Origin of the sequence: Streptomyces sp. NPDC021012, assembly GCF_044333355.1 — a bacterium.
GTDB lineage: Bacteria > Actinomycetota > Actinomycetes > Streptomycetales > Streptomycetaceae > Streptomyces.
This window is the reverse complement of the sequence record NZ_JBIRQU010000001.1, coordinates 929,531-956,078: the sequence shown is the minus strand read 5'-3', so window position 1 is coordinate 956,078 and position 26,548 is coordinate 929,531. Positions and strand designations below refer to the sequence as shown.

Below are 26,548 nucleotides of genomic sequence, written 5' to 3'. Positions count from 1 at the left end.
GCACCACGACGCCGGCTCCCGGTCCGCCGACCAGCCCGCGCACGGGTCCGGAGCGCAGCCGGACCACGGCCCCGGGGCCCGGCCCGCCCCCGAGCCCGGCGCGCTTCAGCCGCTCCTGGCCTCCGACCCCTCGTCGATCGCCGGCTACCGGCTCCTCGGCCGGCTCGGCGCCGGTGGCATGGGCGTGGTCTACCTCGGCCGCACCGACAGCGGTGAGCTCGCCGCCGTGAAGGTCACCCACGCCGACCAGGCCGACCAGGCCGACTTCCGGGCCCGGTTCCGCCGCGAGGTGGAGGCCGCGCGCAGGGTCTCCAGCCCCTGGGCCGTGCCCGTCACCGGCGCCGACCCGGACGCGCCCGAACCGTGGATGGCCACCGCCTTCGTCGCGGGACCCTCCCTCGGCGAGGCCGTCACCGCGCACGGCCCGCTGCCCGAGCGGTCCGTCCGCCTCCTCGGCTGGTCCGTCGCCCGCGCCCTCGCCGCCGTCCACGCGGCCGGACTCGTCCACCGCGACGTCAAGCCCGGCAACGTCCTCCTCGCCGTCGACGGCCCCCGGCTCATCGACTTCGGCATCGCCCGCGCCACCGGCGAGACCGCCCTCACCGCCACCGACATGGTCGTCGGCACCCCCGGCTTCCTCGCCCCCGAACAGGCCGAGGCCCGCACCGACGCCATCGGCCCGCCCGCCGACGTCTTCGCCCTCGGCTGCCTCCTCGTGTACGCGGCGACCGGCCGCCCGCCCTTCGGCACCGGCGCCGTGGACGCCCTCATGTACCGCACCGTCCACGACGAACCCGACCTCACCGGCGTACCCGAAGGACTGCTCGGCCTCGTCCGGGCCTGCCTCGCCAAGGACCCGGCCGCCCGGCCCACCGCCGCCGAGGTCGGTGTACAGCTCGTCGAGGACACCCCGCGCGACGGCGCCGAATGGCTGCCCGCCCCCGTCGTCCGGACCATCGCCGAACGCTCCGCCCGGATGCTCGCCCTCCCCGACATCGACCCGACCGCCCCCGGCACGGCCCCGGACGCCCCGGCGAAGCGCAGCCGGCGCGGCTTCCTGCTGCTCGGCGCCGGTGCCGCCGTCCTCGCGGCGGGCGGCGGCGCCTTCGCGCTGTTCGACCGGCGCGACGACAACGGCAGCGACGGGAAGCACCCCGCGCCCAAACCCCGCGACACCTGGTCCATCGGCGTCCTCGCCGACCTCACCGGGCCCGCCCGGGAGATCGGCCGGGCCCAGGAGCGCGGCGCCCGCCTCGCCGTCGAGCGGTTCAACGCCGTCCACAAGGGCAAGCCCTTCACCCTCGAACTCAAGGTCTCCGACGACCGCGGCGACCGCACCGGCGCCCTCGCCGCCGCCCGCAGGCTCACCTCCGACCCCTCCGTGCTCGCCGTCCTCGGCCCCACCTCCGACGACACCGGCATCGCCGCGCTCCCCGCCTTCGAGGAGGCCGGCGTGCCCCTCCTTACCACCTCGGCGGGCTACAACCTCTTCACCCTGCGCGGCGACGCGGGCAGCCCGCCGAACACGACTGTGCTCCGCGCCATCCCGAACCACTTCATGGCGGGCGTCTACCTCTCCTGGTCCGTCACGCTGCTGCCGCAGATCCGCCGCCCCGGAGTCCTCCAGGAACGCACCGACGACCAGTACAGCTGGCAGTACACCAGCGGCGGCCGCTACGGCTTCAAAAAGGCCGGCCTCAAGCCGCACTACCGGGTCGTCCCGGGCCGGGCCACCGACTACCGCTCGATCATCGGCGAGATGATCGACGCCGGCATCGACGCGTACGTCCACAACGGCGTCCGCTCCACGGCCGTGCTCGCCGCCCGCGCCCTGAACGAACTCGGCTTCACCGGGCCCCGGTTCACCGGCCAGCACGTCTTCGGGACCGAGTTCCTGAAGGAGGCCGGGAGCGCCGCCGAGAACTGGTTCGTCTGCGCGCCCGTCATGGACCCCGTCCAACGGGCCGCCGACACCCGGCAGAAGGCGGCCGACCGCAAGCTCACCCAGGACTTCCTCGACGCCCACCGCAAGCGCTACGGCACCGCCCCCGCCTACTACACCGGCGAATCCTTCGACGTGGTCGGCCTGGTCGCGTCCTGGCTCACCACGCGCGCCCCCAAGGGCCCCCTCACCCGCAAGGGCCTGTGGGAGGCCCTGCGCGAGCAGAAGTACACCGGGGCCATGGGTGGCTACCAGTTCGGCGACAACGGCGAGCTCACCGGTGTCGGCACCTTCCTCTACGGCGTGCAGAAGGGTGCCTACAAGTACCTCGGCCCCGCGCCCGCCGAGCCCGCCAAACCCGCGAAGGCGTGAGCGTGCAGCCCCTCAAGAAGGCCGACCCCTCCTCCCTCGCGGGCTACCGGCTGCTCGGGAGGCTCGGCACCGGCGGCATGGGCGTGGTCTACCTCGCCCGCTCCGCCGGCGGCGCGCTCGCCGCGCTCAAGCTGATCCGCGCCGAGCACGCCGCCGACCCCGGCTTCCGGGCCCGCTTCCGCCGCGAGGCGACCGCCGCCGAGCGGATCACCGGCCGCTGGGTCGTCCGCGTCCTCGGCGCCGACCCGGAGGCCCGTGAACCCTGGCTGGCCACCGAGTACGTCCCCGGACCCTCGCTCGCCGAGGCCGTCGCCCTGCACGGCGCCCTGCCCGAGCCCACCGTCCGCACCCTCGGCGCCCGGCTCGCCGACGCCCTCGCCGACATGCACGCGGCCGGGCTCGTCCACCGGGACGTCAAACCCGGCAACGTCCTCCTCGCCCTCGACGGACCCCGGCTCATCGACTTCGGCATCGCCCGGGTCAGCGGCGCCACCGCCCTCACCGCCACCGACGCGATGATCGGCACCCCCGGCTTCCTCGCCCCCGAACAGGCCCGGGCCGCGGGCGCCGGCGAGGTCGGCCCGGCCGCCGACGTCTTCTCGCTCGGCTGCGTCCTCGCATACGCCCTCACCGGCGAACGCCCCTTCGGTACGGGCGGGATGGCCGCCGTCGTCTACCGCACCGTCCACGAGGAACCCGTCCTCGACGACGTACCGGACACGCTCCTCCCCCTGGTCGCGGCCTGCCTCGCCAAGGACGCCGCCGACCGTCCGACCGCCGCCGAGGTACGGGACGCCCTCGGCCCCTACGAGGGCCCGGCGACGGGGAACTGGCTGCCGCCCGGCCTGCCCGCCCTGATCGCCCAGCGCTCCTCCCGGGTCCTCGACCTGCCCGTCGCCGACCCCACCGTGCTCAACCCCGAGGAACCTCAGGGAACTTCACGGCGCCGCTTCCTCGCCCTCGGCGCGGCAGGGGCCGTCGCGGGCACGGCCGGCCTCACCGCCTGGCTGCTCGGCCGGGACCCGGGCGGCGGCACCGGCGGCGGGACCGGCGGCGGGACCGTACGGACGGCGTACACGCTCGGCGTCCTCACCGACCTCAGCGGCCCGGCCAAGGCGGACGGACGCGCCCAGGAACGCGGACTGCGCCTCGCCACGGAGACCTTCAACGCCCGCGCCGACCGGCCCTTCGACCTGGTGCTCAAGGTGACGGACGACGGGGGAGACCCCAAGCGGGCCGCCGCCGGGGCCCGCGCCCTCCTCAGGGAACCGGCCCTGGTCGCCGTCCTCGGCCCGACGACCCCCGAGACGGCCCTGGCGGCGGCAGACGTGCTCGTGGACCCGAGGGTGCCCATGCTCAGCCTGGTGCCGACGGTCACGGACGGGCAGATCCGGGGCCAGACGCAGGAGACGCGCACCTACTTCGAGATGCGTCCCTACGTCGAAGCGATGATCGTGCCCTTCGGCCGCTATCTCAGCGAACACCACCTGGGCCGCACCGCGGTCATCGAGGACCGGGCCGCCGGCACCTACAGCTGGAGCGCCGCCCGGAGCGCGCAGAACTCTCCCCCCGCCGGCGGCACGGTCACGGTGCACCGGGTCGCGGCGGACAGCGAGGACTTCGGCCCGGCGGTCCGGGAGGCACTCGCCACCTCCCCCACGGGCGTGATGTACCTGGGGACGTCACCGCGCCGGGCCGCCCTGTGCGCCAGGGCCCTGCGGCAGCAGGGCTACCGGGGCCCCCGCGGCAGCGTCGAGGCCGCGCTCGGGCCGGAGTTCCTCGCCGTGGCGGGACCGGCCGCCGAGGGCTGGTACTTCGGGACGGGCTACACCGATCCCGACACGATCCCGACCGCGAAGCCGTTCACGGCCGCGTACCGCAAGCGCTGGCACCTCGCGGCCACGGACCCCGTGGAGCGCTTCGCGGTGGAGTCGTACGACGCCCTGTTCTGGACGGCGCAGGCACTGCGCACCGCCCTCAAGAGGAACGCGGCGCACCCGAGCGCGGCCTTGGCGAACGCCTTCATGAAGGACGACCTCGCCTACCGCGGCGTGGCCAGGTCCTACAACGCCCGCTCCAACGACCGCTCGGAGTCCCAGCTCGTGGGCCTGACCCTCTGGCAGATCAAGTCCGGAAAACCCCGCTGCCTCGGCCCGTTCGCCGAGGCAGCGAAGCGCGACTGACCACGAGACCGGCCACGCAACCGGCCACGCGACCGTACGTCAGCCGACGACCGTCCAGGTGTCGTTGCCTGTGAGGAGCTGGCCCAGGTCGCCCTTGCCGCGTTGTTCGACGGCGGTGTCGAGCTGTTCGGCCATGAGGGTGTCGTAGACGGGCCGGTCGATGGAGCGGAAGACGCCGATGGGCGTCTGGTGCAGGGTGTCCGGGTCGGCCAGCCGGGACAGTGCGAACGCGGTGGTGGGGGTGGTGGCGTGGGCGTCGTGGACGAGGATCTGTGCCTCGTTGTCCGGGGTGACTTCGACGACCTTCAGGTCGCCGGTGGCGGGGTCGCGGACGACGCCCTTGCCGTGGTCGGTGCCGAAGCGGATGGGTTGTCCGTGTTCGAGGCGGATGACGGCCTCGGTGGCCTGGTCCTTGTCCTTGAGGGCTTCGAAGGCGCCGTCGTTGAAGATGTTGCAGTTCTGGTAGATCTCCACGAGCGCGGTGCCGTTGTGCTGGGAGGCCTGGCGCAGCACCTCGGTGAGGTGTTTGCGGTCGGAGTCGACGGTGCGGGCCACGAAGGACGCCTCGGCTCCCAGGGCGAGGGAGACGGGGTTGAAGGGGGCGTCGAGGGAGCCCATCGGCGTCGATTTGGTGATCTTGCCGAGCTCGCTGGTCGGGGAGTACTGGCCCTTGGTGAGGCCGTAGATCCGGTTGTTGAAGAGCAGGATCTTGAGGTTGACGTTGCGGCGCAGGGCGTGGATGAGGTGGTTGCCGCCGATGGACAGGGCGTCGCCGTCGCCGGTGACGACCCAGACGGACAGGTCGCGGCGGGAGGTCGCGAGGCCGGTGGCGATGGCGGGGGCGCGGCCGTGGATGGAGTGCATCCCGTAGGTGTTCATGTAGTAGGGGAAGCGGGAGGAGCAGCCGATGCCTGACACGAAGACGATGTTCTCCTTCGCCAGGCCGAGTTCGGGCATGAAGCCCTGCACGGCGGCCAGGACGGCGTAGTCGCCGCAGCCGGGGCACCAGCGGACTTCCTGGTCGGACTTGAAGTCCTTCATGGACTGGGCGGCTTCGGCCTTGGGGACCAGGTGCAGGAGCGACTCGGTGGGCTCAGGCATCGATGGCCTCCTTGAGGGCGGCCGCGAGCTGCTCGGCCTTGAACGGCATGCCGTTGACCTGGGTGTGGCTGCGGGCGTCGACGAGGTACTTCGCGCGGATGAGGGTGGCGAGCTGGCCGAGGTTCATCTCCGGGATGACGACCTTGTCGTAGCGTGCCAGGACTTCGCCGAGGTTGGTGGGGAAGGGGTTGAGGTGGCGCAGGTGGGTCTGGGCGATGTGGCCGCCCTCGCGGCGGATGCGGCGCACGGCCGCGGTGATGGGGCCGTAGGTGGAGCCCCAGCCCAGCACCAGGGTGGCGGCGCCGTCCGGGTCGTCGACCTCCACATCCGGGACCTGGATGCCGTCGATCTTGGCCTGGCGGGTGCGGACCATGAACTCGTGGTTGGCCGGGTCGTAGCTGATGTTGCCGGTGCCGTCCTGCTTCTCGATGCCGCCGATGCGGTGTTCGAGGCCGGGGGTGCCGGGCACCGCCCACGGGCGGGCCAGGGTCTCGGGGTCGCGCTGGTAGGGCCAGAAGACCTCGGTGCCGTCGGTGAGGGTGTGGTTCGGGCCGGTCGCGAACGGTGTGGTGAGGTCGGGCAGGTCCTCGACCTCGGGGATCCGCCAGGGCTCGGAGCCGTTGGCCAGGTAGCCGTCGGACAGCAGGAACACCGGGGTGCGGTACGTCAGCGCGATCCGGGCGGCTTCCAGGGCGGCGTCGAAGCAGTCCGCCGGAGTGCGCGGGGCCACGACGGGGACGGGGGCCTCGCCGTTGCGCCCGTACATGGCCTGCAGCAGGTCCGCCTGCTCGGTCTTCGTCGGCAGACCCGTCGACGGCCCGCCGCGCTGGATGTCCACGATGAGGAGCGGCAGCTCCAGCGACACCGCCAGCCCGATCGTCTCCGACTTCAGCGCCACACCCGGGCCCGACGTCGTGGTCACGGCCAGGGAGCCGCCGAAGGCGGCCCCCAGGGCGGCGCCGATGCCGGCGATCTCGTCCTCGGCCTGGAAGGTGCGCACGCCGAAGTTCTTGTGCCTGGACAGCTCGTGCAGGATGTCCGAGGCCGGCGTGATCGGGTACGAGCCCAGATACAGCGGCAGGTCGGCCTGACGGGAGGCGGCGATCAGGCCGTAGGACAGGGCGAGGTTCCCGGAGATGTTCCTGTACGTGCCGGTGGGGAAGGCGCGGGTGGCGGGGGCGACCTCGTAGGAGACGGCGAAGTCCTCGGTGGTCTCGCCGAAGTTCCAGCCGGCGCGGAAGGCGACGATGTTCGCCTCGGCGATCTGGGGCTTCTTGGCGAACTTCTGTCGCAGGAAGGTCTCGGTGGCCTCGGTGGGGCGGTGGTACATCCAGGACAGCAGGCCGAGGGCGAACATGTTCTTGGAGCGTTCGGCTTCCTTGCGGGACAGGCCGAAGTCCTTGAGGGCTTCCAGGGTGAGGGTGGTCAGCGGTACGGGGTGGACCCGGTAGCCGTCGAGCGACCCGTCCTCCAACGGAGACGTCGCGTAGCCGACTTTGGCCATGGCGCGTTTGGCGAATTCGTCGGTGTTGACGATGATCTCGCCGCCGCGGGGGACGTCGGCGATGTTGGCCTTCAATGCGGCGGGGTTCATGGCGACCAGGACGTTGGGGGCGTCGCCGGGGGTCAGGATGTCGTGGTCGGCGAAGTGGAGCTGGAAGGAGGAGACGCCCGGCAGGGTTCCGGCGGGGGCGCGGATCTCGGCGGGGAAGTTCGGCAGCGTGGAGAGGTCGTTCCCGAAGGACGCCGTCTCGGAGGTGAAGCGGTCACCCGTGAGCTGCATGCCGTCACCGGAGTCACCCGCGAAACGGATGATCACCCGGTCGAGCCGGCGTACTTCCTTCTCGGTGCCGTGGTGGGGCGTCGCAGGAGCGCTGCGCTGCTCCCCGACCAGGGCCTCACCGGCCTCGCTACTGACCTGGCTGGTCACTGAACTGGACCTCCCTCGCGGCAAGGGGACTCTCCGCCGGAGGCGGGGAGAAGGCTCGGGGTGCGGCAGGCGACCCCGTACGGAGATCACCTACCGTCCCGAGGCCCACCCTACGACGGTAAGGGGGGCCTTCCCGGGACTTCTCGCATCCTGGACCTCTTTTTGAGACGCCCTCTTGCCCTGAATCGTCACGTTCTGTCGCCACCCGGAGTGTTCCGGAAAGTCGGGTTCCGCTCGTTCTTTGGGTCTAGGACCAGTTTATCTGACGAGGTGTCAGGTGATCAGGACTTCAGGTACGTCAATACCGCGAGAACCCGGCGGTGATCGCCGTCGCTCGGGGAGAGGCCCAGCTTCAGGAAGATGTTGCTGATGTGCTTCTCCACCGCGCCGTCGCTCACGACCAGCGCTTTCGCGATGGCGGAGTTCGTCCGCCCCTCGGCCATCAGACCGAGGACCTCCCGCTCGCGCGGGGTCAGATTCGCCAGCACGTCCTGCTGGCGGCTCCGGCCGAGCAGCTGCTGCACGACCTCCGGGTCCAGGGCCGTACCGCCCCCGGCCACCCGCACGACCGCGTCCACGAACTCGCGGACCTCCGCGACGCGGTCCTTCAGCAGGTACCCCACGCCCCGGGTGGAACCGGCCAGCAGTTCGGTGGCGTACTGCTCCTCCACGTACTGCGACAACACGAGCACCCCGAGGCCCGGGTACTCCTTCCGCAGCCGCACCGCCGCCCGGACGCCCTCGTCGGTGTGCGTCGGCGGCATCCGTACGTCGGCCACGACCACGTCCGGCAGCGCGCCCTCGCCCGCCAGTCCCGCCACCGTCTCCACCAGCGCCTCGCCGTCCCCGACCCCGGCGACGACCTCATGCCCCAGATCCGTCAGAAGCCGGGTCAGCCCCTCCCGGAGCAGTACGGAATCCTCCGCGATGACCACCCGTACCCGACCCGCCACGTCCTGCACGCTCACGCCCTGCCGCCCCCATGCTCCGGTGATCCACTCGAACCCCCAGCATGGCATTTCCACGCCCCCCGACGCCGCGCTTCGCCCACCTCCGCGCGCCCGCCCGCCCACGCGCGTCGCCCCGCCGCGAGGCCCGCGCCCGCGCTGGGCGGCGCGCTCCGCCCGGGCTCCGCCCCGCCCCCGTCTGGGGCTCGCACCCGCCTGGGGCTTCGCCCCGCGCCCGTGTGGGGCCCGCGCCCGTCTGGGGCTCCGCCCCGCCCCCGTGCGGGGCCCGCGCCCGCGCGGGGCGGTGCGCTTCGCCCGGGGCTTCGGCCACGCCCCGTCTGGGGCCCGCACCCGCCTGGGGCTTCGCCCCCCCCGCCCGTGTGGGCCGCGCGCCCGGCGGGGCGGTGCCCCCTCCCACCCCCCGTGTGGGCAATCGTCCCGCTGGGGCGGGACGGGTGGGCACACGGGACGGCGCCCTCTAGCGGCGCCTCCGCGTTCCGCGCCTGGACCCGCACCCCATGTGCGCCGTGCACCGGGTGCGGGTCCGGGCTCGGAAGCCTCTGGCGCCGGCAGGGCGCGGGTCCGTTGTGCCCACCCGTTCCGCCCCAGCGGAACGATTGCCCACAACGGGCGGGGCGCGGCCCACAACGGGCGGGGCGCGGCCCGCAACGGGGGCGGGCGCGGCCCGCAACGGGGGCGGGCGCGGCCCGCCACGGGTGGCGTGGCCCACAACGGGGCGAGGGCGCCGCCCAGCTGGGCGCGGGCCCGGCGCACGGCGTCGGCGCTACGCGCGCCAGGGCAGCTCCACGGTCACCGTCGTAGGGCCACCCGTGGGCGAGTCGACCGCGAGGACCCCGTCCACCGCCCCCACCCGCTCGGAGAGCCCGGAGAGGCCCGTGCCGCCGGAGAGGCGCGCGCCGCCGGTGCCGTCGTCGCGGACCTGGAGGAGCAGGCGGTCGTCGGTGCGCCAGACGTCGACCCAGGCGCGCCGGGCGCCGGAGTGGAGGGTGACGTTGCGGAGGAGTTCGGAGACGGTGAAGTAGGCGATGCCCTCGATGGCGGGGGCGGGCCGGGAGGGGAGGTCCACGGAGACGGAGACGGGGACCGAGCAGCGGGAGGCGACGGCGGAGAGGGCCGCGTCCAGGCCCCGGTCGGTGAGGACGGCGGGGTGGATGCCCCGGGCGAGGTCGCGAAGCTCCTGGAGGGCGAGCTTCACCTCGCCGTGCGCCTCGTCGACGAGGACGGCCGCCGCCTGCGGGTCCCGGGCCAGCTTCTCCTTCGCGAGCCCCAGGTCCATGGCGAGCGCGGCGAGCCGCGCCTGCGCCCCGTCGTGCAGGTCGCGCTCGATGCGCCGCAGGTCGGCCGCGGCGGTGTCGACGACGACGCCCCGGTCGGACTCCAGCTCGGTGACGCGCGAGGCGAGGCGCGAGGGGCCGAGGAGTCCGGAGACGAGGAGCCGGTCGACGGAGACGAGCCCGCGCAGCACCCACGGCCCGATGAGGACGAACGCGAGCCCGATGGCGCTGGTCACGGCGATCTCGAAGGGCGCGTCGAGGTAGAAGGAGTGGTTGGCGTCCCCGTACAGCTGGATGCCGTCCTGCCCGACCCACGCGGGGAAGACCCACTGCCACAGGGGGTACGTGAAGAGGCTCCAGCCCCAGGTCCACAGCGCCACGGTCACCGAGAAGGAGAAGACGGCCCACGGCATGTGCAGGACCGCGTACAGCAGGTGCCGCCACGACGCGCCGCTCTTCAGCATGGCCCCCATCCAGGAGAGCGCCCCGCCGGTCCGCCCGCGCACCGGCTCCGGCGCCGCCACGTCGAGGCCGAGCAGCCCGCGCGCCCGGGCCCGCTCCACCGCGCCGAAGCCCCGGCACATCCCGAGCGCCCCGGCGAGGATCGGCACGCCGAGGAAGGTGATGAGCAGCCCGGCGCCGGCCGAGACGAAGGAGACGGAGAGCGCGAACCAGAGGACGCTCAGCGGCAGCCCGATCAGCACGTACAGGAAGGCGCGCCAGGTGCGGGCCTCGAACGGCGCGCGGATCGCGGCGGGAAGTCGGTGGGAGGCGGCCATCGCGGGGTTCCTTCTCTCCTCGGACGGGGGCGGGCGGTACGTGTTCCAGGGTTCCGTTTCGCGACCCGCCGGACCATGAGGGAGGTCGGCGTCTGCGGGCGGGGGTTTTCCCTACCGGACGGGCCCCGAGGTCGGCCGGGACCGCCACGGCAGCTCCGCCGTGACCGTCGTCGGGCCGCCCTCGGGGGAGTCCAGGACGAGCAGCCCGTCGACCGCGCCGAGCCGCTCCGCGAGCCCCGCGAGCCCCGTACCGCCGTCGAAGCGCGCCCCGCCGGCCCCGTCGTCCGCGACCTGGAGCATCAGCCGGTCGCCGACCCGCCACACCTCCACGGAGGCGGACCGGGCGCGCGCGTGCTTGGAGACGTTCTGGAGGAGCTCCGAGACCGTGAAGTACGCGATGCCCTCGATGGCCTCCGCCGGCCGCTCCGCCAGGTCGACCTCCACCTTCACGGGCACGGTGCAGCGCGCGGCGACGGAGGACAGGGCCGCGCTCAGGCCCCGGTCGGTGAGGACGGCGGGGTGGATGCCCCGGGCGAGGTCGCGAAGCTCCTGGAGGGCGAGCTTCACCTCGCCGTGCGCCTCGTCGACCATCGCGGCGGCGGCCTCCGGGTCGGCGAGCAGCTTCTCCTTCGCGAGGCCGAGGCCCATCGCGAGGGCGACGAGCCGGGCCTGCGCGCCGTCGTGCAGGTCGCGCTCGATGCGCCGCAGGTCGGCGGCGGCGGTGTCGACGACCACGCCCCGGTCGGACTCCAGTTCGGCGATCCGCCGCTCCAGCTCGTCGGAGGGCGAGAGCAGTCCGTGGACCATGACCTGGTCGCCGTACGACAGGACGCGGGTCAGGAACGGCAGGACGGGCCAGAGGACGAAGAGCGAGACCAGGGTGAGGACGAACGTCAGGATCCCCCAGGGCAGCCGGATCAGCCCGTACAGCTGGGTCCGCCAGGCCACCGGGTCCTTCAGCGTGGACCACAGCCAGCCGAAGAAGCCGCCGCGCGAGGGCAGCGGGGACGGCTCGGCGATCCGCGTGCCGAGCAGCGCCCGGGCCCGCATCCGCTCCGACTTGCCGATGAAGCGGGCGCCGCAGAGGCCGAGGGCGAGCAGCGGCAGCCCGATGACGGTGACCGCGAGGCCCACGCCGAGCGTGACGCTGACGACCGCGTAGACGAAACCGGCCAGCGCCGTGAACAGGTTGGAGAGGAGGAAGGCGACCTCCTTCCAGGTCTCCTTCCCACAGGCGAACAGCACCGGCGGACGGGGGGTCTCGACGGAGCCAAGGGACTCGACCGGCTGGCGGGGATCAAGATCGGCGCTCATGGTCCCCAGCCTGCCGGTCGGAGAGGGCGCGACGCCATGGGGGAGGTGGGTGAGCGGAAGGGGGGCTATCCCCACCGGAGGGGGCGCCGTCCCCATCGGACGGGGCGCCGTCCCCACCGGAGGGGGGCGCCGGTCAAGCCACCCGCGCCTGCTTACGGCGCCTTTAGCAGGGCCTAGACTCGCGTCCGTACAGAAGTGACCCATGAGACATCGAGACCGAGGGGCGGACGTGCGGGAACCGACCGTTGTCGCGGCCGACGCGGCGGACTACTTCCAGGCGTACTCCGTCGTCGGCCTGCTCGCCGTCGTCGGCGTGCTCTTCGTCGCCGTGGCGTTCGGCGCCGGCCGGCTGCTCAGGCCCGTCGTGCCGACGCCCGAGAAACTCCTCACCTACGAGTGCGGCGTCGACCCCGTGGGGGAGGGCTGGGCCCACACCCAGGTCCGGTACTACGTGTACGCCTTCCTCTACGTCATCTTCGCCGTCGACTCGATCTTCCTCTTCCCCTGGGCGACGGTCTTCGCCGCGCCCGGCTACGGCGCCACGACCCTGGTCGAGATGTTCGTCTTCCTGGGCTTCCTCGCCGTGGGACTGCTCTACGCATACAAGAAGGGCGTCCTGACATGGACGTGACCCCGCTCCCCGCCCCGAAGCTGGGGACCCTCGCCAGGCTCGCCCCCGAGCCGATGAAGGTGGTCCTGAACTGGGGCCGCCGCTACAGCCTGTGGGTCTTCAACTTCGGCCTCGCCTGCTGCGCGATCGAGTTCATCGCCGCGTCGATGGCCCGGCACGACTTCATCCGGCTCGGCGTGATCCCCTTCGCGCCGGGCCCGCGCCAGGCCGACCTGATGATCGTCTCGGGCACGGTGACGGACAAGATGGCGCCGGCCGTGAAGCGTCTGTACGAGCAGATGCCCGAGCCGAAGTACGTCATCTCCTTCGGCGCCTGCTCGAACTGCGGCGGCCCGTACTGGGACTCGTACTCGGTGACGAAGGGCGTCGACCAGATCATCCCGGTCGACGTGTACGTCCCCGGCTGCCCGCCGCGCCCGGAAGCGCTCCTCCAGGGCATCCTCAAGCTCCAGGAGAAGATCGCCCGGGAGAGCCTGGCGGAGCGGTACGCGACCGCCGCCACGGTCTCCCAGCTGACGAGCCCGCTGACGCCCCCGCCGGGAGGCCGGGCATGAACGCGTACGACTCCCTCCCCGACTCCGTGACGGAGGTCTTCGGCGAGGAGGCGACGGCGGAGCGGGCGTACGACCTGCTGACGGTCGACGTCCCGCCGGCGGCCTGGATCACGGCCCTCGAAACCGCCCGCGACGAGCTGGGCTGCACCTTCTTCGACTGGCTGAGCGCGGTCGACGAACCGGGCACGGGCTTCCGCGTCTGCGCGCACCTCGTGGCGCTGGGGGAGGGCGCCCCGAAGCGCCTCCTCCTCCGTACGACGGTCCCGCACGACGCCCCCGTCCTCCCCACCGCCGTCGGGGTGTACGCGGGCGCGGGCTGGCACGAGCGCGAGACCCACGAGATGTTCGGCGTGGCCTTCGAGGGCCACCCGCACCTCGTCCCCCTCCTCCTCCCCGAGAACTTCGAGGGCCACCCCCTCCGCAAGGACTTCGTCCTCGCCGCCCGGGTCGCCAAGGCCTGGCCCGGCGCCAAGGAGCCCGGCGAGTCCCACGACGGCGGCGGCCCCAAGCGCCGCCAGATGCTCCCCCCCGGCGTCCCCGACCCCAACGAATGGGGCCCCCTCAAGGGCCAACTCCCCCCTGCCCCCACCCGCCCCACCCGCGCCGCAGCCGGCGACCGCCCGGTCCGCCGCACCCGCTCGGCCACGGAGGGCTCGGCAACCCAGGCGACCCCGGAGCCGGGCGCCCCGGTCCGCCGCTCCCGCTCGGTCACGGAGGGCTCTGCCAGCCAGGCGACCCCGCCCAGCCCGGAGCCGGGCGCCCCGGTCCGCCGCTCCCGCTCGGCGTCGGAGGGCTCTGCGAGCCAGACGCCCCCGGAGCCGGACACGACGGAAACCCCGGCTTCCCCGGCCCGCCCGCCGCGCCGCTCCCGTTCGGCTGCCGACGGCTCGGCGAGCCAGGCGGCCTCGGAGCCGGTGGCCCCGGCGGCCGGCGGCCCGGTGAGCCCGGAGCCCGGCGCGTCCCCGGAGACCCCGCCCGCCACGGCCCGCCCGCCGCGCCGCTCCCGTTCGGCTGCCGACGGCTCGGCGAGCCAGGTGGCCCCGGAATCGGTGGCCCCGGAGTCGTCAGCCACGGAGGCCGGCGGCCAGGCGGCCCCGGAGCCCGGGGCATCCCCGGAGACCCCGCCCGCCACGGCCCGCCCCCCGCGCCGCACCCGCTCCGCGGCCGACGGCTCGGCGAGCCAGACGGCCCCGGAGACGCCGGACACGGCGGGCCCCGCGCCCCGCGCGGCGGCCGCCACCCCGCGTACCCGCAGCTCGGACGCCCCCTGGCACCACGCCCGCCCGGCCTTCGACGAGGAGCCGCCGCCCCCGGCGGCCGAGCCGGAGGCCCGGAAGGCCGACGCGGCCGAAGCACCGGCCGCCGCCGAACCCGGCGCTACCGAAGCGCCGGCAGCCGAAGCCGCTGCCCCCGAAGGCGCCCCGCCCTCCGGGCCGGCCGCGGCCGAGGCAGCCCCCGACGCCGCCGGAGGCAAGACCGCCGAGGACGGCCCCGCCCCGCAGGGCGACCGCGCCGACAGTGACCCCCACGACCCCAACGACCCCGCCGGAGGCGATCCCGCGTGAACGACGTACTCGACGTCGCCCTCCGGCTGCTCGTCGTCTTCGCCGTGTTCCTCGTGCTGCCGCTCGTCGTCGGGCAGACGGAGCACAAGGTCATGGCGCACATGCAGGGCCGGCTCGGGCCCATGTACGCGGGTGGTTTCCACGGCTGGGCGCAGCTCGTCGCCGACGGCGTGAAGTTCGCGCAGAAGGAGGACGTGGTCCCGAAGGACGCGGACCGGCGGATCTTCCAGCTCGCGCCGGCGGTGGCCCTGCTGCCGTACCTGCTCGTGCTGGTCGCGATCCCGATCGGGCCGAGCGAGGGGGCCGTCGGGCAGGTCGTCGACGCCGGCATCTTCTTCGTGCTCGCGGTGATGGGCGTCGGCGTGCTCGGCTCGCTGATGGCCGGCTGGGCGTCGGCGAACAAGTTCTCGCTGCTCGGCGGCCTGCGGACGGCCGCCCAGCTGCTCGCGTATGAGCTGCCCATGCTGCTGGCGGCCGCCTCCGTCGCGATGGCGGCCGGGACGGTGTCCCTGCCCGGCATCCTGAACGCCTTCGAGTGGTGGTGGCTGCCCTGGCAGATCATCGGCGCGCTGGTGTTCTTCGTCGCGGGGCTCGCCGAACTCCAGCGGCCCCCGTTCGACATGCCGGTCGCCGACTCGGAGATCATCTTCGGCGCGTACACCGAGTACACGGGGCTCCGCTTCGCGCTCTTCCTGCTCGCCGAGTACGCGGGCATCGTCGTCCTCAGCGGCCTCACCACCGTCCTCTTCCTCGGCGGCTGGCACGGCCCCATGGGCGCCGACGGCCTCGGCTGGGTCTGGACCCTCCTGAAGACGGCCGTCCTCGCCTTCGTCGTGATCTGGCTGCGGGTGAGCTACCCGCGCCTGCGCGAGGACCAGCTCCAGAAGCTCGCCTGGACGACCCTCGTCCCGCTCGCCCTCGCGCAGATCGCGCTCACCGGCATCGTGAAGGTGGCGATCCAGTAATGCCCACCGCGTCTCCCGACCACCGCCCCTCATCGACGCCCTCCGGGCGGCCCCGTTCGTTCCCCGGCTCCGGCCTCGCCAAGGGGCTCGCCGTCACCCTGCGCACGATGACGAAGAAGACCGTCACCGCGCAGTACCCGGACGTGCAGCCCGAGCTGCCGCCCCGCACCCGCGGGGTCATCGGCCTGTTCGAGGAGAACTGCACGGTCTGCATGCTCTGCGCCCGTGAGTGCCCCGACTGGTGCATCTACATCGACTCCCACAAGGAGACGGTGCCGCCCGCCGCCCCCGGCGGCCGCGAGCGCAGCCGGAACGTCCTCGACCGCTTCGCCATCGACTTCTCGCTCTGCATGTACTGCGGGATCTGCATCGAGGTCTGCCCCTTCGACGCGCTGTTCTGGTCGCCCGAGTTCGAGTACGCGGAGACCGACATCCACGAGCTCACCCACGAGCGCGACAAGCTCCGCGAGTGGATGTGGACGGTCCCCGAGCCGCCCGCGCTCGACCCGCGCGCGGAGGAGCCGAAGGAGATCGCCGCGGCCCGCAAGGCGGCGGAGAAGGCCGCCGCCGCGCAGGCGGCGGCCACGGAGGACCAGCAGTGACCCTCGCAGCGGCCCAAGCGGCCACGCACGGCTTCCTCTCGCCCACCGGCGTCGAGGTCGCCTTCGTCCTCGTCGGCCTCGCCACCCTCGGCGCGGCCCTCGTCACCGTCACCACCCGCCAGCTGGTGCACGCCGCCCTCTGGCTGGTCGTGGCGCTCGGCGGGCTCGCCGTCGAGTACCTCCTCCTGACCGCCGAGTTCATCGCCTGGGTCCAGGTCCTGATCTACGTCGGCTCCGTCGTCGTCCTCCTCCTCTTCGGTCTCATGCTCACCAAGGCCCCCATCGGCCGCTCCCCGGACGCCGACTCCGGCAACCGGCCGGTCGCCCTCGCCGTCGCCCTGGCCGCCGCGGCCGCCCTCGTCTGGGTCGTCGTCGACGCGTTCCGCACGACCTGGATCGATCTCGACGGACCCGCCCAGGGCTCCACGGGCGTGACCGGCGAGATCCTCTTCCAGCACTGGGTGCTGCCCTTCGAGGCGCTGTCGGTGCTGCTGCTCGCCGCCCTGGTCGGCGCGATCGTCCTCTCCCGGAAGAAGAAGGAGGACGAGAGCTGATGCACCTCGCCTACCCGGCCGTCCTCGCCGTCCTCCTCTTCGCCGTCGGCCTCTACGGCGTCCTCGCCCGCCGCAACGCGATCCTGGTCCTGATGTCCGTCGAGCTGATGCTCAACGCCGTCAACCTCAACCTGGTCGCCTTCGACGTCTGGCTCCGCGACACCCTCCACGCCGGCCAGGCCCTCACCCTCTTCACCATCGCCGTCGCCGCCGCCGAGATCGGCATCGGTCTCGCGATCGTCCTGATGGTCCACCGCAACCGCGGCACCTCGGACGTCGACCGCCTCCGCGACACCAAGGAACAGCCGTCCGCCGAGGAGAAGGCCGAGGCCGCCGCGTGACCACGACCACCCTCGCCGTCCTCGTCCCCCTCCTCCCCTTCCTCGGCTCCGCCACCGGACTCCTGCTCGGCCGCACCGCGCCCGGCTTCGTCCGCCCACTGGCCGTGCTGCCGACGCTCGCCGCCGCCGTGCTCGCCGTCCTCGTCGCCGCCCGCCAGGGCGGGGGGAAGGCGATCGACGCCGCCACCCAGCTCACCCCGACCGGGTCCGTCCCGATCGACCTGAGCCTCCACATCGACGGCTTCGCCGCCCTCGTCGCCGTCCTCGTCGGCGTGGTCGCGACCTGCGTGCAGATCTACTCGACCGGCTACCTCCGCGACGACCCGCGCTACCCCTCGTACGCCGCGCTCGTCTCCCTCTTCACCTCCGCGATGCTGCTCGTCGTCTACTCCGGCGACCTGATGGTGCTCCTGGTCGGCTGGGAGATCATGGGCATCTGCTCGTACTTCCTCGTCGGCCACTACTGGGAGACCCCCGAGGCGCGCTCCGCCTCCCTGAAGGCCTTCCTCGTCACCAAGCTCGGTGACGTCCCCTTCCTCATCGGTCTCTTCGCGCTCGCCGCCGACGCGGGCACCTTCCGGATCACGGGCGTCCTCGGCGCCGTCGCGAGCGGCGGCCTCGACCACCCCACCCTGATCGCCCTGCTGCTGCTCGCCGGCGTCGCCGGCAAGTCGGCGCAGTTCCCGCTCCACACCTGGCTCCCGGACGCCATGGCCGGCCCCACCCCCGTCTCCGCGCTCATCCACGCGGCGACGATGGTCGCCGCCGGCATCTACTTCACGGCCCGGCTGCTGCCGGTCTTCGCCGCCTCCGCCGCCGCGATGACCGTGCTCGCCGTGATGGCCGCGATCACGATGGTCGGCTCGGCGCTCGCCGCGCTCGCCCAGGACGACATCAAGCGGGTCCTCGCCTACTCGACGATCGGCCAGCTCGGCTACATGGCCGGCGCCCTCGCCGTCGGCGACCGGGGCGCCGCCGTCTTCCACCTCCTCTCGCACGCCGCCTTCAAGGCGCTGCTCTTCCTCGCCGCCGGCGCGGTCATCCACGCCGCCGGTACGAACTCGCTCACCGCCATGTCCCGCATGAGCGGCCTCGCGAAGCGCATCCCCGACGCGTACTGGACGATGACCGTCGCCCTCCTCGCGCTCGCCGCGATCCCGCCCTTCGCCGGCTTCTTCTCCAAGGAAGCCGTCCTCGTGGCCGCCGAGCACACCGCCCTCGGCGAGCGGGACGTCGCCCCCGCCGGGGCCGGCTGGATCGTCCTCGTCGCCGGACTGCTCACGGCCCTGCTGACCGCCGCGTACGCGCTCCGCCTCTGGCTGCGGACCTTCCGCGGCCGCGGCGCCGAAGCCCCCGACCACGGCCGCCAGCCGATCGCCATGACGAGCGTCCTGTGGGTCCTCGCGATCCCCTCCCTCGGATTCGGTCTGACCGTCACGTACCTCGACGACTGGTTCGACGGGCACCCGCTGACCCCGACCCTGACCACGGCCGTCCTCGGCACGGGCCTCGCCGCCGCCGGAGCCGCCATCACCTACGCGGTCTGGCGCACCCTCGCCGCCCGCACCCCGGTCACGGCCCCCGTCCCGCACGTCGCCCACCCGGACGCCGAGGCGGGCCAGGTCGAGGCCGAGGCACTGCACCTGCCGCACCCCGCCGAGGACCCGGCCGACCCCGGCCGCGCCCTCCTGGGGCCGCTGCACGGCGCGGCCGCCGACGGCTTCCACCTGGACGCCGTCTACCGGACCGCCTTCGTCCGCCCCGTACTCGCCGCCGCCTCCCTGGTCCGCTTCCTGGACCGCGAGGTCGTCGACACGTACGTGCGCGCCGCGGGCGATTCCGCGAAGGGCCTCGGCTGGCTCGTCCGCCGCGCCCAGACCGGCAACGTGCAGACCTACCTCAGCGCCCTGCTCGCCGGCTCCGTCGTCCTGGCGATCGTCGCCGTCGCCCTCGCCAACGCCGCCGGAGCGTGACCCGTGATCGATATCAGCGAATCCGTGATGCAGTTCCTTCTGGCGTTGATCGTCGCCGGCCCGCTCCTCGGCGCCGCCGCCGCTCTCCTCCCGGCCCCGCCCGGACTGAAGGGGAAGTCGCCCGACCAGGCCGTGCTCCGCCACGGCGTCACCGTCACCGGCGTCATCCTGCTGGCCGCGCTCGTCCTCGCGCTCGGCTTCGACCACGACCACCCGTCGAAGATGCAGGCCACGACGGACATCAGCTGGATCAGGGCACTCGACGTGCGGATCCACCTCGGTGTCGACGGCATTTCCCTCCCCCTCCTGGTCCTGACCGCGCTGCTGACCTTCCTCTGCGCGCTGTACAGCTACTTCAAGATGCCTGCGGGCCCGTCCCCGAAGGCCTTCGTCGCCCTGCTGCTCGTCCTGGAGTCCGGCACCCTCGCCACCTTCGCCGTCCTCGACCTCGTCCTGTTCTTCCTGGCCTTCGAGATGGTCCTCATCCCGATGTACTTCCTCATCGCCCGCTGGGGCGGCGAGGGCAGGCAGGCCGCCGCCTGGAAGTTCATCCTCTACACGCTGCTCGGATCCGTCGTCATGCTGCTCGGCCTGCTCCTCATCGGCGTGAAGGCGGGCACGTTCGACATGGTGGCACTGGCCACTGACAACGGCCGTGGGCTGACCACGTCCGTGCAGGTCATCGCCGTTCTCGCGATCGGTCTCGGGCTCGCCGTGAAGACCCCGATGTGGCCGCTGCACAGCTGGCTCCCGGACGCCCACACCGCCGCCCCGACGGTCGGCTCCGTCCTCCTCGCCGGCGTCCTGCTGAAGATGGGCACGTACGGCTTCGTCCGGATCGTGCTGCCGATCGCCCCCGACGGCATGGCGACCTTCGCCCCGTACCTCGCGGCCTTCGCCGTCGCCGGGATCATCTACGGATCGCTCGCCTGCCTCGCCCTCGCGAAGCCCGGCAACAAGGGCGACCTCAAGCGCCTCATCGCGTACTCCTCCGTCGGCCACATGGGCTTCGTGCTCCTCGGCATCGCCACCATGACCCCCACCGGGGTCAACGGCGCCCTCTTCGCGAACATCGCCCACGGCCTCGTCACCGGCCTGCTGTTCTTCCTGGTCGGCGCGGTCAAGGACCGGTACGGCACCGCCGACCTCGACACCCTCGCCGGAGCCACCGGCGCCGCCCTCTACGGCCGCGCCCCCCGCCTCGGCGCCCTCCTCGCCTTCGCCGCCGTCGCCTCCCTCGGACTGCCCGGCCTCGCCGGCTTCTGGGGCGAGATGCTCGCCCTCTTCGGCGCCTTCGACCCGGCCGAGGGCCTCAGCCGCCCCGCCTTCCTCACCTTCATGGCGATCGGCGCCTTCGGCACCCTCCTCACCGCCGCCTACCTCCTCCTCGTCGTCCGCCGCGTCTGCATGGGCGGCCCGCGACCGGCGGGGGAGACGGCGATCGCCGACGTCCAGGGGTACGAGTTCGCCGCCTGGACCCCGCTCGTCGCCCTCACCGTCCTCGCCGGACTCTGGCCCGCGGTCCTCCTCGGCCTCACCGACCCGGCCGTCCAGCAGCTCCTCGCGGGAGGCCCCCGATGACGTCGTCCCTCGTCCAGTCCGTCGACTGGCTCGCGATCGCGCCCCCCACCCTCACGGCCGTGGTCGCGCTCGTCGTCCTCGTCGCCGACCTCTTCGTGCCGCCGGAGCGCAAGCGGCTCCTCGGCTGGACCGCGATCGGCGGCCTCACCGCCGCCCTCGCCCTCCTGCTGCCGCTGCGGGACGGCGACCGCACCACCTTCTGCCTGACCGCCAAGGCCCAGGCCGAGGGCCACGCGGGCGCGTGCAGCTACACCGCCGACCACTTCACCGTGGTCATCCAGCTGCTCGTCCTCGCCGGCGCGCTGGTCACCGCGTTCCTCTCCCTGGACGAGACCCGCGAGAGGCTCCCGGCCGGCGAGTTCTGGTTCCTGCTGCTGTCCTCGGCCGCCGGCGCCGCCCTGCTGCCCGCCTCCCGCGACCTCGCCACCCTCGTCGTCGCCCTGGAGGTGGCCTCGCTGCCGGCCTTCGCGCTCGTCGGCCTCAAGCGCGGCGACCGCATGTCCGGCGAGGCCGCGCTCAAGTTCTTCCTCTCCTCCGTCACCGCGACCGCCGTCACCCTGCTCGGCGTCAGCTTCGTGTACGCGGCGACCGGCACCCTCCACCTCACGGAGATCGCCCAGCGCCTCGACGACGTCCCCGGGCAGCTCCAGACCCTCGCCGAGGCCGGAGTCGCCCTCACCCTCGTCGGCTTCGCCTTCAAGACGGCCGCCGTCCCCTTCCACTTCTGGGTGCCCGACACCTACGTCGGCGCCCCGCTGCCCGTCGCCGCCTACCTCTCCGTGGTCGGCAAGGCCGTCGGCTTCACCGGCCTGATCCTGGTGACGGTCGTCGCCTTCCCCTCGTACGCGGACGTGTGGGGCCCGGCGCTCGCCGCCCTCGCCGCGCTCACCATGACCGTCGGCAACGTCGCCGCCCTCCGCCAGGTGTCCACGCGCGCGTGGAGCGCGGTACGCCTCCTCGCCTGGTCCTCCGTCGCCCAGGCCGGCTACCTCCTGGTGCCGATCGCGGCCGCCGCGTACTCCGGCGACGACCAGGTCGGCGCCACCGTCGCGTACGCCCTCATGTACGCCGTCGTGAACCTCGGCGCCTTCGCGGTCGTCGCGCTCGTCGCCCGCACCCACCCCGAGAGCCGGATCGCGGACTTCCGGGGCCTGTACGCCTCCAGCCCCGCCGCCGCCCTCGCGCTCGCCTTCTTCCTCCTGAATCTGGCCGGTTTGCCCCCGGGTATCATCGGCCTCTTCGCCAAGGTGACCGTCTTCTCGGCGGCCGTCGACGCGGGCCTCGGGTGGCTGGCCGTGATCATGGGCGTCAACGTCGTGATCGCGCTGTACTACTACCTGCGCTGGACGGCCCTGCTCTTCCGCGTGCCGGAGGGCGCCGTCGAGAAGGCCCACAAGGCCTCCGCGCCGGTCACCCTGGCGATCGTGCTGACCGCCGCCGCCGGAGTCGTCCTGTCGGGCTACCCGCAGTTCGCCCTCCGCTTCGCGACGGGCAGCCTCTTCTGATCCCCCCACAGGAAAACACCGAGGAGCGACACCCCGTGCTGAACGGATTCAAGGACTTCATACTTCGCGGGAACGTCATCTCGATGGCCATCGGTCTGGCCGTCGGCTCGGCGTTCACGGCCGTCGTCACCGGCTTCAGCAAGGCGTTCATCACTCCGCTCATCGGCCTGGCGACGGGCTCGGTCGGCGACTTCAGCGAGGCCAGCTTCACCGTCGGCAAGACCGTCTTCCCCTACGGTCTGGCCATCGCCGCCGCCATAGCGTTCGTCATCACCGCCGCCGTCCTGTACTTCCTCATCGTCGTCCCCATGACGAAGATCCAGGAGAAGTTCGCCAAGGAGGAGGCGAAGGACCCGAAGTCGGAGAAGCGCGACTGCCCCCGCTGCTTCACCGAGATCCCGGCCATCGCCTCCCGCTGCGCCCACTGCACCAGCGAGGTCGAGCCCGCCGTCGGCGGCCTGCAGAAGGTCCCGGCCGCCCGCTGATCGCACGTCGATCACCCGTACGGCCCACACGGCACCCCGTGCGAGCCGGGGAACCCGAGCCTCCCGCCTGGCGTTGACCAGAGCGGGAGGGTCCACTGAGTGAGTGGACCACCACGAAGCGAAGGGTTCCCCTGCCGCACCACCAGGAGGGCGTACCGTGCACCGCCGGCACAACGGGCTGAGGACCGCCGTACTCCTCGGAGGGCTCTCGGCCCTCATCATCGTCATCGGCAGCTTCTTCGGGCGTACGGGGCTGATCGTCGGACTCGTCGTCGCGCTCGGCACGAACGCGTACGCCTACTGGAACAGCGACAAGCTCGCGCTGCGGGCCATGCGGGCCCGCCCGGTCAGCGAGTTCGAGGCGCCCGCGCTCTACCGGATGGTGCGCGAGCTCTCCACGCAGGCGCGGCAGCCCATGCCCCGGCTCTACATCTCGCCGACGCAGGCGCCCAACGCCTTCGCGACCGGCCGCAACCCGCGCAACGCCGCCGTCTGCTGCACCGAGGGCATCCTCGCGATCCTCGACGAGCGCGAGCTGCGCGGGGTCATCGGCCACGAGCTGAGCCACGTCTACAACCGGGACATCCTCATCTCCTCGGTCGCCGGAGCACTCGCCTCCGTCGTGATGTTCCTGGTGAACTTCGCCTGGCTGATCCCGGTCGGCCGCTCCAACGACGACGACGGCCCCGGCATCCTCGGCTACCTGCTGATCGTGATCCTCGGCCCGATCGCCGCCTCGATCATCCAGCTCGCCATCTCCCGCTCCCGGGAGTACGAGGCCGACGCCTCCGGCGCCCAGCTCACCGGAGACCCGCTCGCCCTCGCCGGCGCCCTGCGGAAGCTGGAGGCGGGCACGAAGCAGCTGCCGCTGCCGCCCGAGCCGAAGATCGAGACCGCGAGCCACATGATGATCGCGAACCCGTTCCGGCCCGGCCAGGGCCTCTCCAAGATGTTCTCCACCCATCCGCCGATGGCCGAGCGGATCGCCCGGCTCGAACAGATGGCAGGTCGACGCCCGTGAAGACGATCCTCAACGTCATATGGCTGGTCCTGTGCGGCTTCTGGATGTTCCTGGGCTACATGCTCGCGGGCGTCCTGCTCTGCATCACGATCATCGGCATCCCCTTCGGCCTCGCCGCCTTCCGCATCGGCCTCTACGCCCTCTGGCCCTTCGGCCACACGGTCGTCGACCGGCGCGACGCGGGCGCCCCGTCCTGCGTCGGCAACGTCCTCTGGCTGATCCTGGCGGGCTGGTGGCTGGCGCTCGGCCACATCACCACGGGCATCGCCCTCTGCATCACCATCATCGGCATCCCGCTGGGCATCGCGAACTTCAAGATGATCCCGGTCTCCCTCCTCCCGCTGGGCAAGGAGATCGTCCCGACGAGCCAGGCGTACGGCGCCCACTAGCGCGCCCGTGCGGGCCGCGTCCGCGCCCCGCGACGGACTAAGCGCGCGGCGGCACCCCCCGCCCCCGGCTCACCGACCAGGACACCACGCCCGCCGCCAGCACCCCCGAGCCCGCCAGGACGGAGCTCGTGGGGAGGGCGAAGGCGAGGGCGAGGCAGCCGGTGAGACCGAGGGCGGACAGGTGGCGGGCGCGGCCGCCCAGCGTCCAGGCGGAGGCGTTCGCGATGCCGTAGTAGGCGAGGACGCCGAAGGAGGAGAAGCCGATCGCGCCCCGCACGTCCACGACCGCCGCCACCACGGCCACCACCGCGCCCACCGCGAGCTCCGCCCGGTGCGGCACCCGGAAGCGCGGGTGGACGGCCGCGAGGGCCGTCGGCAGGTGGCCGTCGCGGGCCATCGCGAGGGTCGTGCGGGAGACCCCGAGGATCAGGGAGAGCAGTGAGCCCAGGGCCGCGACGGCCGCGCCGACCGTGACCAGCGGCACCAGCCAGTCGGCGTCCGCCGCGCGGGCCGCGTCGGCCAGCGGGGCGGGGGAGGCGGCGAGGGCGGCCGGGCCGAGGACGGTCAGCACGCTCACCGCGACGAGCGCGTACACGACGAGCGTGAGGCCGAGCGCGAGCGGCACCGCGCGGGGGATGGTGCGGGCCGGATCGCGGACCTCCTCGCCGAGCGTCGCGATCCGCGCGTACCCCGCGAACGCGAAGAAGAGCAAACCCGCGGCCTGGAGCACCCCGCCCGTCACGAGCTCCCCGCCGAGTGCGTGGAGCCCTGCTCCACCCGCCCTGAAGGAGACCGTGACCACGCACGCGAGGAGCGCCAGGACCGCCGCCACGATCACCCGGGTGAGCAGCGCCGACTTCTGAACTCCCCGGTAGTTGACGGCAGTCAGGGCCACCACCGCGGCGACCGCCACCGCATGCGCCTGCTCCGGCCACACGTACGCCCCGACGGTCAGCGCCATCGCCGCGCAGGAGGCCGTCTTGCCGACGACGAACGCCCAGCCGGCCAGGTATCCCCAGAAGGAGCCGAGGCGTTCGCGACCGTACACGTACGTGCCGCCGGAGGCGGGGTAGCGGGCGGCGAGCCGGGCGGAGGACATGGCGTTGCAGTACGCGACGACGGCGGCGAGGCCGAGTGCCCAGAGCAGCCCCGCCCCGGAGCCGGCGGCGCCGGCCGCGGGCCCGAGCGCGACGAAGATCCCCGCGCCGATCATCGAGCCGAGGCCGATCACGACCGCGTCGAAGAGGCCGAGGGAGCGGCGCAGTTCCGGTGTCATGCTCCGCACATTAGACGCCGAGGCCGGTCTCCCTGAGCGTGATGTTCAGGCGCCCGGCGAGACCGAGCGCGGGCGCGGCCGTCCCCGGGAACACCCGGGGGACCCCGTGGTGGACCCACCGTGAGACCCCGCCGAAGACGAAGAGGTCCCCGGAGGCCAGCTCGACGTCCTGGTACGGCCGGCCCCGGTTCTCCTCGTTCCCGAAGCGGAACACGCACCGGTCCCCGAGGCTCAGCGACACCACCGGCGCCCCCGACCGCTCCTCCCGGTCCTGGTGCATCCCCATGTGCGCCCCCGGCGCGTAGAAGTTCACCAGCGCGGTGTCGGGCGTGAAACCCCCGTGGTCCCCGTACGCCTCGACGAGCGCCTCCCGGCCCAGGGCGACCAGCCAGTCCGGCAGTTCGATCCCGACCGTGTCGAGGTAGCGGTACGGCACCCACTGCCGGCCCAGGCAGAGCGACCGCACGGACATCACCCCGCCGCCGGGCAGCACCGTCCGCCGGTAGGGGAAGGGCCCGCGCCCCCACGCGCGGCAGACGTCCACCAGCTCCCGCTGCCGCGCGAACGGCAGCCACGCGGGCACGTGCACCGCCCCGGGCGCCACCGTGGCCCGCTCGCGCGGGAAGAGCCCGTCATCGGTCACACGAGAGCCCCGAGAGCCCCGAGGGCCCCGGAGGCCCCGGAGGCCCCGGAGGCCCCCTGGACCCCTCCCAGGGCCCCTTCGAGCCCTAGGAGCCGCTCCTTGCGCTCCAGCCCGGCGGCGTACCCGCGCAGGTTCCCGTCGGCCCCGATGACCCGGTGGCAGGGCCGCACCACGAGCAGCGGATTGCGCCCGATCGCGGTGCCCACCGCCCGCACCCCGGCGCCGGACGAGCCGACGCGCCGGGCGATCTCCCCGTACGAGACGGTCGTCCCGTACGGGATCTCCTCCAGGGCCCGCCAGACGCGCCGCTGGAACGCGGTGCCGGCGTCGCCGGCGAGCGGCAGGTCGAAGCGGTCGCGGCGCCCGGCGAAGTACTCGCCCAGCTGCCGGGCGGCCTCGGCGAACGCCCCGGGTGCGGGCGTCCACCCGTCCTCGACCTCGACGGCGCCCTTCTGCCCCGGCAGGGACAGCGAGCGCAGCACGGCCCGGCCCCCTTCGGCGAGCTGCCCGACGAGGAGCATCTCGCCCAGGGGGCCGTCGACGTACGCGTACACGGTCATGGCTGGTTCCTCTCCCCGTACGGGTCTTCCTCGGACCCAG

General features: G+C 73.3%; 23 protein-coding genes. 15 read left to right on the top strand and 8 right to left on the bottom strand.

Features of this window, described 5'->3' with window-relative positions; all coding sequences use genetic code 11:
• The first annotated feature begins 115 nt into the window (after window positions 1–115).
• Together ACH4TP_RS04465 and ACH4TP_RS04460 are read left to right on the top strand one after the other, a co-directional pair.
• Window positions 116–2,314: an ABC transporter substrate-binding protein gene (locus ACH4TP_RS04465; RefSeq protein WP_398435787.1), complete on the top strand. Its 2,199-nt coding sequence runs from the start codon at window positions 116–118 to the stop codon at window positions 2,312–2,314.
• Between the two features lie 2 nt (window positions 2,315–2,316).
• Window positions 2,317–4,497: a bifunctional serine/threonine-protein kinase/ABC transporter substrate-binding protein gene (locus ACH4TP_RS04460; RefSeq protein WP_398435785.1), complete on the top strand. Its 2,181-nt coding sequence runs from the start codon at window positions 2,317–2,319 to the stop codon at window positions 4,495–4,497.
• Window positions 4,498–4,536: 39 nt separating this feature from the next.
• Here ACH4TP_RS04460 and ACH4TP_RS04455 read toward each other — a convergent pair whose 3' ends face one another.
• The 5 genes from ACH4TP_RS04455 to ACH4TP_RS04435 all read right to left on the bottom strand — a co-directional run bounded on the left by ACH4TP_RS04455 (window position 4,537) and on the right by ACH4TP_RS04435 (window position 11,863).
• Window positions 4,537–5,598 carry a 2-oxoacid:ferredoxin oxidoreductase subunit beta gene (locus tag ACH4TP_RS04455; RefSeq protein WP_398435607.1) on the bottom strand — a complete coding sequence of 354 codons (1,062 nt, stop codon included), beginning with the start codon at window positions 5,596–5,598 and terminating at the stop codon, window positions 4,537–4,539.
• A complete protein-coding gene (locus ACH4TP_RS04450; RefSeq protein WP_398435605.1) occupies window positions 5,591–7,528 on the bottom strand; it encodes a 2-oxoacid:acceptor oxidoreductase subunit alpha in 1,938 nt (645 codons plus the stop codon). The genes ACH4TP_RS04455 and ACH4TP_RS04450 overlap by 8 nt, the downstream gene beginning before the upstream one ends.
• Window positions 7,529–7,809: 281 nt before the next feature.
• Window positions 7,810–8,481: a LuxR C-terminal-related transcriptional regulator gene (locus tag ACH4TP_RS04445; protein WP_398184335.1), complete on the bottom strand. Its 672-nt coding sequence runs from the start codon at window positions 8,479–8,481 to the stop codon at window positions 7,810–7,812.
• 778 nt (window positions 8,482–9,259) lie between these two features.
• Entirely contained in the window at window positions 9,260–10,549 is a 1,290-nt protein-coding gene (locus tag ACH4TP_RS04440; protein ID WP_398435603.1) for a sensor histidine kinase, read from the bottom strand.
• A gap of 111 nt (window positions 10,550–10,660) precedes the next feature.
• Window positions 10,661–11,863, bottom strand: coding sequence for a sensor histidine kinase (locus ACH4TP_RS04435; protein ID WP_398435602.1), 1,203 nt, complete (start codon window positions 11,861–11,863; stop codon window positions 10,661–10,663).
• A 202-nt stretch (window positions 11,864–12,065) separates the two neighbouring features.
• Here ACH4TP_RS04435 and ACH4TP_RS04430 point away from each other — a divergent pair, with 202 nt between their 5' ends.
• The 13 genes from ACH4TP_RS04430 (at window position 12,066) to ACH4TP_RS04370 (ending at window position 24,029) form a co-directional block, all read left to right on the top strand.
• Window positions 12,066–12,494 carry an NADH-quinone oxidoreductase subunit A gene (locus ACH4TP_RS04430; protein ID WP_398435600.1) on the top strand — a complete coding sequence of 143 codons (429 nt, stop codon included), beginning with the start codon at window positions 12,066–12,068 and terminating at the stop codon, window positions 12,492–12,494.
• Window positions 12,485–13,048 carry an NADH-quinone oxidoreductase subunit B gene (locus tag ACH4TP_RS04425; RefSeq protein ID WP_388843967.1) on the top strand — a complete coding sequence of 188 codons (564 nt, stop codon included), beginning with the start codon at window positions 12,485–12,487 and terminating at the stop codon, window positions 13,046–13,048. Before ACH4TP_RS04430 ends, ACH4TP_RS04425 begins: the two co-directional genes overlap by 10 nt.
• Window positions 13,045–14,613, top strand: a complete 1,569-nt coding sequence (locus ACH4TP_RS04420; protein ID WP_398435598.1) for an NADH-quinone oxidoreductase subunit C — start codon at window positions 13,045–13,047, stop codon at window positions 14,611–14,613. Before ACH4TP_RS04425 ends, ACH4TP_RS04420 begins: the two co-directional genes overlap by 4 nt.
• Window positions 14,610–15,578, top strand: a complete 969-nt coding sequence (locus tag ACH4TP_RS04415; protein WP_389221021.1) for an NADH-quinone oxidoreductase subunit H — start codon at window positions 14,610–14,612, stop codon at window positions 15,576–15,578. Before ACH4TP_RS04420 ends, ACH4TP_RS04415 begins: the two co-directional genes overlap by 4 nt.
• A 107-nt stretch (window positions 15,579–15,685) precedes the next feature.
• Window positions 15,686–16,180: a 4Fe-4S binding protein gene (locus ACH4TP_RS04410; RefSeq protein WP_389221580.1), complete on the top strand. Its 495-nt coding sequence runs from the start codon at window positions 15,686–15,688 to the stop codon at window positions 16,178–16,180.
• Window positions 16,177–16,734, top strand: coding sequence for an NADH-quinone oxidoreductase subunit J (locus ACH4TP_RS04405; RefSeq protein WP_389221018.1), 558 nt, complete (start codon window positions 16,177–16,179; stop codon window positions 16,732–16,734). Before ACH4TP_RS04410 ends, ACH4TP_RS04405 begins: the two co-directional genes overlap by 4 nt.
• On the top strand, window positions 16,734–17,075 hold the full coding sequence (gene nuoK, locus ACH4TP_RS04400) for an NADH-quinone oxidoreductase subunit NuoK (RefSeq protein WP_389221015.1): 342 nt from the start codon (window positions 16,734–16,736) through the stop codon (window positions 17,073–17,075). Before ACH4TP_RS04405 ends, nuoK begins: the two co-directional genes overlap by 1 nt.
• On the top strand, window positions 17,072–19,048 hold the full coding sequence (locus tag ACH4TP_RS04395) for an NADH-quinone oxidoreductase subunit L (RefSeq protein ID WP_398435595.1): 1,977 nt from the start codon (window positions 17,072–17,074) through the stop codon (window positions 19,046–19,048). Before nuoK ends, ACH4TP_RS04395 begins: the two co-directional genes overlap by 4 nt.
• Window positions 19,049–19,075: 27 nt before the next feature.
• Window positions 19,076–20,629, top strand: coding sequence for a NuoM family protein (locus tag ACH4TP_RS04390; protein ID WP_389221578.1), 1,554 nt, complete (start codon window positions 19,076–19,078; stop codon window positions 20,627–20,629).
• Window positions 20,626–22,134 carry an NADH-quinone oxidoreductase subunit N gene (locus tag ACH4TP_RS04385; protein ID WP_389221009.1) on the top strand — a complete coding sequence of 503 codons (1,509 nt, stop codon included), beginning with the start codon at window positions 20,626–20,628 and terminating at the stop codon, window positions 22,132–22,134. The genes ACH4TP_RS04390 and ACH4TP_RS04385 overlap by 4 nt, the downstream gene beginning before the upstream one ends.
• A gap of 35 nt (window positions 22,135–22,169) precedes the next feature.
• Window positions 22,170–22,619, top strand: coding sequence for a large conductance mechanosensitive channel protein MscL (mscL, locus tag ACH4TP_RS04380; RefSeq protein ID WP_389221006.1), 450 nt, complete (start codon window positions 22,170–22,172; stop codon window positions 22,617–22,619).
• A gap of 157 nt (window positions 22,620–22,776) precedes the next feature.
• Complete coding sequence (gene htpX / locus ACH4TP_RS04375; RefSeq protein ID WP_389221003.1) at window positions 22,777–23,640, top strand: zinc metalloprotease HtpX; 864 nt, start codon at window positions 22,777–22,779, stop codon at window positions 23,638–23,640.
• Window positions 23,637–24,029: a YccF domain-containing protein gene (locus ACH4TP_RS04370; protein WP_389221000.1), complete on the top strand. Its 393-nt coding sequence runs from the start codon at window positions 23,637–23,639 to the stop codon at window positions 24,027–24,029. The genes htpX and ACH4TP_RS04370 overlap by 4 nt, the downstream gene beginning before the upstream one ends.
• A gap of 37 nt (window positions 24,030–24,066) precedes the next feature.
• On the opposite strand, the gene ACH4TP_RS04365 is transcribed toward ACH4TP_RS04370, so the two are convergent.
• The 3 genes from ACH4TP_RS04365 to ACH4TP_RS04355 are packed head-to-tail and all read right to left on the bottom strand — an operon-like array spanning window position 24,067 to window position 26,508.
• The gene (locus ACH4TP_RS04365) at window positions 24,067–25,305 is read right to left on the bottom strand and encodes an APC family permease (protein ID WP_398184077.1); all 1,239 of its coding nucleotides are present in this window, start codon (window positions 25,303–25,305) and stop codon (window positions 24,067–24,069) included.
• 10 nt (window positions 25,306–25,315) lie between these two features.
• Window positions 25,316–25,948 carry an alpha-ketoglutarate-dependent dioxygenase AlkB family protein gene (locus tag ACH4TP_RS04360; protein ID WP_398435592.1) on the bottom strand — a complete coding sequence of 211 codons (633 nt, stop codon included), beginning with the start codon at window positions 25,946–25,948 and terminating at the stop codon, window positions 25,316–25,318.
• The gene (locus tag ACH4TP_RS04355) at window positions 25,945–26,508 is read right to left on the bottom strand and encodes a methylated-DNA--[protein]-cysteine S-methyltransferase (protein ID WP_398435590.1); all 564 of its coding nucleotides are present in this window, start codon (window positions 26,506–26,508) and stop codon (window positions 25,945–25,947) included. The genes ACH4TP_RS04360 and ACH4TP_RS04355 overlap by 4 nt, the downstream gene beginning before the upstream one ends.
• Window positions 26,509–26,548 lie beyond the last annotated feature (40 nt).